Annotated in this window: 6 protein-coding genes; 2 read left to right on the forward strand and 4 right to left on the reverse strand. The window is 68.7% G+C overall.

The window, feature by feature from the left end; all coding sequences use genetic code 11:
- Positions 1 to 379: hypothetical protein (locus tag RMN86_RS05120; RefSeq protein ID WP_309604755.1), on the forward strand; the 379-nt coding region annotated here is incomplete at its 5' end.
- A gap of 12 nt (positions 380 to 391) precedes the next feature.
- Here the strand turns inward: RMN86_RS05120 and RMN86_RS05125 are convergent.
- The 4 genes from RMN86_RS05125 to RMN86_RS05140 all read right to left on the reverse strand — a co-directional run bounded on the left by RMN86_RS05125 (position 392) and on the right by RMN86_RS05140 (position 3,646).
- Positions 392 to 787, reverse strand: a complete 396-nt coding sequence (locus RMN86_RS05125) for a DUF1761 domain-containing protein (protein ID WP_309604756.1) — start codon at positions 785 to 787, stop codon at positions 392 to 394.
- Positions 788 to 814: 27 nt separating this feature from the next.
- Positions 815 to 1,414: a TetR/AcrR family transcriptional regulator gene (locus RMN86_RS05130; protein WP_309604757.1), complete on the reverse strand. Its 600-nt coding sequence runs from the start codon at positions 1,412 to 1,414 to the stop codon at positions 815 to 817.
- A gap of 91 nt (positions 1,415 to 1,505) precedes the next feature.
- A complete protein-coding gene (locus tag RMN86_RS05135; protein ID WP_309604758.1) occupies positions 1,506 to 2,279 on the reverse strand; it encodes a DUF1365 family protein in 774 nt (257 codons plus the stop codon).
- Positions 2,276 to 3,646 (reverse strand): NAD(P)/FAD-dependent oxidoreductase, encoded by a 1,371-nt coding sequence (locus tag RMN86_RS05140; RefSeq protein ID WP_405041316.1) that lies wholly within the window; start codon positions 3,644 to 3,646, stop codon positions 2,276 to 2,278. The genes RMN86_RS05135 and RMN86_RS05140 overlap by 4 nt, the downstream gene beginning before the upstream one ends.
- A 119-nt stretch (positions 3,647 to 3,765) precedes the next feature.
- Between RMN86_RS05140 and RMN86_RS05145 the strand changes: the two genes are divergently transcribed.
- Positions 3,766 to 4,359 (forward strand): DUF1295 domain-containing protein (locus RMN86_RS05145; RefSeq protein WP_309604760.1); only part of this gene is annotated, 594 nt, incomplete at its 3' end.

Raw genomic sequence — 4,359 nt, forward strand, 5'->3', positions numbered from 1 at the left:
GAACACCTTCGCCACCGCCGCGCGGCACCTGCGCCCCGGCGGGTTGGCCGCTTTCCACCTGCCACTGCTAGAGGTCATGCGCCGGCCCGGCCCGGCCAACCCCGGCCTGCCGGTCCTGGATAGACCGACTCCAGCCGGCGGTCGGCTCTTGCTCTACATCCGGGAGCGGAGCTTCCGCGAGGCGGTGGGACGGCTGGACCAGGTGATCGAGTATGTGGAGCACGACGCCCGCGACGCGGTCCTGCGGCGCGGCGACGAGCGGCTGACCTACTATATCACTGACCCCGAACCCCTGGCCGCCAGCGTTGGCCTGCTCGCCGACCGCGCGCCGATCCCGCTGGGCGGCGTGGGCGAGATCCGGGTGTTCCGAAAAGCGTAGGCCCGGCGCAGCCTAATGCCAGAGCCCGAGGATGACGCCGATCAGGGTGAACTGCAGCGTGTGGTAGCCGCCGTTGATCAGAAACAGCTTCAGGCTCCTGCGCTCGAACAGATAGTTGATCCCGAAGCTCGTGGTGACCCAGCAGAGCCCCGCCGCGAAGCCCGCGCCGAAACCCAGCATCAGCGCCGGATTGGGGCCCAGGAACAGGGCGAAGACCGCCGAGGCAATCAGAGACAGCACAAACCCGCCGCCGAAGATCAGCCGCTTGTCGCCCCCCGCGATCTGTTCGTCGCTGAGACCGGCGGCCGCCTGCCAAGCCTTGGCGAACAGCGCGGAATACCAGATCCCGCCCAGGACGAAGCTCGAAACCGCCGCCGCCAGCACGGCCAGCCAGTTCACATGTGGCATTGGATAGTCCCCCTGCTTTGAAGGCTCTCAAGCGGTATGTCGGGCGCGCTCGGCCAGCAGGTCGATGTGTTGGCGCAGCTGGTCGACGCCCCGGTCGAAATAGGCGATGTCCCTATGGGTGCGGGCCTGCATGACGCCGCCTTCCATGGTGGTCAGGATGAACTCGGCCAGGGCCTTGATGTCGGTCCCTCGCGGCAGGCGATCGGACGCCGCCTCCAGACAGCCGCCGATGGCGCGCGTCCAGCCGGTGAAGTTCTGAGCCAGCAGCTCTCGGACCTGCGGGTCCGGCTCATGCAGCTCCAGGGCCAGGCTGCCGATCGGGCAGCCGTAGACGCACTCGGTCTCCAGCAACGCGCTGCGGTAGCGGGAAAGCAGAGCGAATATCCGGTCGAAGGGATCGGCGACCCCCTGCCACGCTGGCTCCAGCAGCATCTGGTGGATGCCGTCGCGATAGGCCTCGAGGACGCCCACCAGAACGTCCTGCTTGCCCGGGAAGAAGTGGTAGAGGCTGCCGCTGTTGGCCTGCGAGCGGCTGAGGATATCGGAGATCGACGTCGAGCCGTAGCCCTTGGTCTGGAACAGATCCATGGCGGCGAGCAAGATGCGCAGGCGGGTGTCAAGCGGCACGGCGAACCCTTGGTTGATCGATCCATCAAATCTCCGCTTGAACGATCAGTCAAGCTTGAAATGCTGTCGATAAAGGAGGGCGCAGCGCGACCTAAGCCGCAAGTCGGCCTTGCGGCGCCACGGTCACCCGGCGTTTGGGCGGCGGCGGGCGGTGGCGGATCTTTTCGCCCTTCAGCCAGATTTTCAGCGCCTCCAGGTGGATCGCGGCGACGACGCCCAGGGTCATCCAGGGATGGGTCAGTCCGGCCTTCAGCAGGGCCACGTCGGTCAGAGGCTGGCGGTTCCCGGCGAAGCTGGCCGCCAGCATCAGACCATCAGTGTCGTGCACATCGACCGCCACCAGCACGTTCTCCTCCGGCCGCAGGATGCGGAAGGCGTAGGAGAGGTCCATGTCCATGAACGGCGACACATAGAACGCCTTGCCGCAGGCCTGGCGCACCAGAGCCGCGTTGGGCGCCGGGATCAGATAGCTGTGGCGCTCGCCGAAGGTGTTGTTGACCTCATAGAGAATCGCCGACAGCGCGCCGTCCGGCCGGTGGCAGAAGAACACCGTCAGCGGATTGAATGCCCGCCCAAGAATCTGCGGCATGGCCAGCATGTGGATCGCGCCGCCGTGGGCGATGCCGGCGGCGGCCAGGTCAGCCTCCACCTGGACCTTCAGCGGCCGACCGGAGCCGTCGCCGAACCTGGCCGGGTCGAAGCCGAACAGGTTGAAGCGGCCGACGCCCAGCGTCTTCAGCCGCAGGCTCGGCAGTTCGTCGAGGTCGATCAGCAGCATGAAGATGCGGTAGGCAAGCCGGTGTGGGCGCGGCTTCACCCGGGCATGGCTGACACGACCGACATAGAGGCAGGAGGTCTGGCTCATGCCGCCGTCTCCGCCGCGCGCCCGGCGGCGCCCACAGGCGCGCTCACATGGATGCGCCCGGACGCCTCGGCGACCGTCCACGGCCGGCGCAGCCCGCCCAATTGCTCGGCCACCGCCAGGCCCGACTGAAGCGCGTCCTCGTGGAAGCCGTGGCCGAAATAGGAGCCGCAGAACCAGGTCCGCCGCGCGCCCTGCACGCTCCAGATCTCGCGCTGGGCGGCAATGGCTGGGGCGTCGAACAGCGGGTGCTCGTAGACCTCGGCGCGGATCACCGTCCCGGCGGCCGGCGGCGTCTTGGGATCCAGGGTGACGAACAGTTCCGGGGCGTCCCTTAGGCTTTGCAGCCGGTTCATCCAGTAGGTCACGCAGCCGGCCTGCGGCGACTGGCGATAGCCGATGTGATTCCAGCTGGCCCAGGCGGCCCTGCGCCGGGGCATCAGGGCGCGGTCGGTGTGCAGCACCGTCAGGTTTCGGCTGTAGCGGAAGGCGCCCAGCAGGCGGCGCTCCTCCGGGCTCGGATCCTCGAGCAGCGCCAGCGCCGCGTCGCCGTGGGTGGCGATCACCACGTCGTCGAACCGTTCCACGCCACCGGACGCATCGCGCACCTCGACCCCGCCCGGCGTGCGCCGCACCCCCGTCACCCGCGCGGCGGTGCGGACATCGCCCTGGAAAGCGGTGGTGAGCGCGTGGACATAGGCGCGGCTACCGCCGGAGACCGTCCGCCACAGGCCCCGACCGAACAGGCTCATCATCCCGTGATTCTGGAAGAAACGGATCAGCGACGCCGCCGGATAGGCGCCAATCGCCCCCATCGGCGTCGACCAGATCGCCGCGGCCTGGGGCAACAGATGGTCATCCCGGAACGCCGGCCCATAGCCCTTGCGCTCCAGGTAGTCGTCCAGCGGCGTCAGCGGACCTTCAAGCGCCGCCAGGTCGCGCGGCGCCTCGCGATAGAAGCGCATCACGTCGCGCAGCAGGCCCCAGAACCGCGGCGACAGCAGGTTGGATCGCTGGGCGAACAGGCCGCCCAAGCCAAGGCTGGAATATTCGAAGGCGCCGTCGTCCAGGCTGACGCTCAGCGACATGTCGGCGGGCTGGCTGGCCACGCCCAGGTGCTCGAGTAGGGCGGTGAAGTTCGGATAGTTGGGCTCGTTGTAGACAATGAAGCCAGTATCCACCGGGACCGAGGCGAACTGACCGGGCGCGTCGGCGGTGTTGGCGTGACCGCCCAGCCGTCCCTCGGCCTCGAACAGGGTCACCTGATGGCGTTGCGAGAGCAGCCAGGCCGTCGACAGGCCGGCGATCCCGCCGCCCACCACCGCGATCCGCAACCGCGGCTCGTCCGCATCGAACACGCGCAACCTCATCGCCAGACATCGGCGCCGACCGCCGGCGTCACCCTGGAAGGCTACGCTGCGCTTTCCCCGCCGGATGCATCCGATGCAAGGTATGGCCTCGTATCGACGGGGTGGAAAGCAGCTCCAACATGCTCATCGCGCTGACGCTCGTCGTGCTGGTCTTGATGACGGCGGTGATGGTCGCGGCCTGGAGCTTCGGACTTCGGCGCGGCAATGGCGGTTGGACGGACGTCTTCTGGACCTTCGGGTCCGGCGCCGCCCTGGCCGGCGCGGCGCTCGTTCCGCTGTCGTGGGGCGAAGCGCCAAGTCCGCGCCAGTGGCTGGTGGCCGGCCGAGTGGCGCTCTGGTCGATCCGCCTGGGCCGCTACATCGCCGGCCGGGTCGACGGCCACCCGGAGGACCCTCGCTACGCGCGGTTCCGCCAGGACTGGGGCGCCGCCTACCCCCGCAACATGCTGTTCGTGGCCCTGCCCCAGGCGCCGGCGACGGCGCTGCTGGCGCTCTCCGTGCTGCTGGCCGCGCGCACGCCCGGACCTATCGGCCTGCGCGATGTGCTGGCGGTCGCGGTGCTGGTGCTGGCGATCCTCGGCGAGGGCCTGGCCGACGCCCAGATGAAGATGTTCAAGGCCGCGCCCGCCAACCAGGGTCAGGTCTGTGACGCGGGCCTCTGGGGCTGGTCGCGACATCCCAACTACTTTTTCGAATGGCTGGGCTGGCTGGCC

Origin of the sequence: Phenylobacterium sp., assembly GCF_031360265.1 — a bacterium.
In the GTDB taxonomy this organism is placed as follows: domain Bacteria; phylum Pseudomonadota; class Alphaproteobacteria; order Caulobacterales; family Caulobacteraceae; genus Phenylobacterium.